At 42.7% G+C, this 1,679-nt stretch carries 1 protein-coding gene and 2 pseudogenes; 2 read left to right on the forward strand and 1 reads right to left on the reverse strand.

What is annotated here, in order from left to right:
* The coding region (locus CK510_RS33160) for a hypothetical protein (protein WP_211293361.1) at positions 1-197 on the reverse strand (197 nt) is incomplete at its 3' end.
* Positions 198-265: 68 nt separating this feature from the next.
* Between CK510_RS33160 and CK510_RS34525 the strand changes: the two are divergent.
* Positions 266-331, forward strand: a pseudogene (locus tag CK510_RS34525) (AAA family ATPase); the annotation flags it as partial.
* Positions 332-530: 199 nt separating this feature from the next.
* A pseudogene (locus CK510_RS30090) lies at positions 531-1,241 on the forward strand (nitrogenase component 1); the annotation flags it as partial.
* Between the last annotated feature and the right edge of the window lie 438 nt (positions 1,242-1,679).

The raw sequence follows: 1,679 nt of genomic DNA on the forward strand, positions 1-1,679 counted from the left end.
CTTCTAGACAAGCGGTTGAGCGTCCGCCACCGTAAAAGGCAACGTTCATCGTGCGGAAACGTACTCAGTATCCGCAAAGTGCGATCGCTTATCCCAAAATGCAACTTCCCCGGAGTATGGTACTCATCACCTACAGATGCAATACTCTTTATACTAAGTTGTGTAATGTGCGTGAAGCTTACCGTAAGGTATCGCATAAACCAACAGACTAACCAAATCAACCAATTCCAGGAGAATATGTCATCATGTCCGATGAAAAGATTAGATAGCTTTCTACGGTAAAGGCGGTATTGGTAAATCTACAACTTCGCAAAATACCCTCGCAGCAATGGATGATACCAAGCACGCAGATATCATCGGTAAACCTGCCGAAGCTACCAAATAACTAATGCGGTAGTACAAGGGATAAGGAAGATGAGGAAGATAGGAAGATAAACAAAATTTTCCTTTCCTTCCCCCTTATCTCAACATGCAGACGAAAATAACAGCAATTATCTCCACATACTTAGTTACAAGTAACAGAGAAAAATATGACACCTCCCGACAAGAATCTTGTAGAAGAACATAAAAAGCTGATTGAGGAAGTTCTCGAAGCTTATCCTGAGAAGTCCAAGAAAAAACGCGCAAAGCACCTTAACGTACACGAAGAAGGCAAATCCGATTGCGGCGTTAAGTCTAACATCAAATCCGTTCCTGGTGTTATGACCGCTCGTGGTTGTGCATATGCAGGTTCCAAGGGTGTGGTTTGGGGACCAATCAAAGACATGGTTCATATCAGCCACGGTCCCGTTGGTTGTGGTTACTGGTCTTGGTCTGGTCGTCGTAACTACTACGTAGGTAAAACAGGTGTCGATAGCTTCGGTACTATGCACTTCACCTCCGACTTCCAAGAACGCGATATCGTGTTTGGTGGTGACAAAAAACTCACCAAAATCATCCACGAAATTGACGAGCTTTTCCCCCTCAATCGTGGTGTTTCGATTCAATCTGAATGTCCAATCGGTTTGATTGGTGATGACATCGAAGCTGTAGCTAAAAACACATCTAAAGCAATCGGTAAACCCGTTATTCCTCTCCGTTGCGAAGGTTTCCGTGGTGTGTCACAATCTTTGGGACACCACATTGCTAACGACGCAATCCGTGACTGGGTATTCCCCCACTTCGATAAAGCGAAGAAAGAAAATAAACTCACCTTTGAACCAGGTCCCTATGATGTTGCTTTAATTGGCGACTATAACATCAGTTGTATTGGACAACAGAGGAAGCGATGAAAGCATCAATTTTGTGTCTAATTCTTTAAGATGCTCCAATTTTTAGGACTTACGCATGGGAGCATCCCAGTTTTTATTTAGTAAACAAAGATTAATCCATTAAGATTAAGCACAACGCTTCCCTAGAAGTCTTATGTTTCAATGAACCTAGTCTTTTTATAAATGCGATCGCTCCTTTATGAACCTTCACTTGGACATTAGTGGGTTGGCAACAGTCCCTCCGGCAGTGTCGCTTAATACATCAGCATATCCCAATTAAAGTGCCAGGGCTTTTCAATCGCTCTAAGCCGATATTTCTAAATGCTTGACTTGCTGCTCGATATCACGAGCATAGATTTGTTGTTGTAGCAAAAACTCCACTAAACCATCTATTCCCCGTTGGTTATAAATAGCAGCGTAACCCTTGAT

The organism is Brunnivagina elsteri CCALA 953, assembly GCF_002289455.1.
GTDB lineage: Bacteria > Cyanobacteriota > Cyanobacteriia > Cyanobacteriales > Nostocaceae > Brunnivagina > Brunnivagina elsteri.